Annotated in this window: 1 protein-coding gene; it reads right to left on the bottom strand. The window is 37.8% G+C overall.

The features are described 5' to 3' along the window. Positions 1-270: hypothetical protein (locus R2R70_RS20495; RefSeq protein WP_410978978.1), on the bottom strand; the 270-nt coding region annotated here is incomplete at both ends.

Genomic DNA, 270 nt, shown 5'->3' with positions numbered 1-270 from the left:
CCTTATTTTCCATTAATGCACTACCGATAGCGTGAATATTTCCTCCCCATCGCAATTGCTGTTCGCGGGCTTTCATGTCAATTTGGGTGATGCGCATTTTAAAATGATCACCATATTTTGAAGAAATGTATGTTAAAAGTTCTTTTAATTGCTCCATTCTTTCTTTCGACTCTGTACTCGGAACCGCCACATAAATAAAATTCTCTACATTATTGATGCGAGCCTCTACTGGGAAAGCAGGTATATAATGATGTTCATCTAGAAGTGTCA

Origin of the sequence: Cobetia sp. SIMBA_158, assembly GCF_046566945.1 — a bacterium.
GTDB lineage: Bacteria > Pseudomonadota > Gammaproteobacteria > Pseudomonadales > Halomonadaceae > Cobetia > Cobetia amphilecti.
This window is presented reverse-complemented; position numbering and strand designations above follow the sequence as displayed.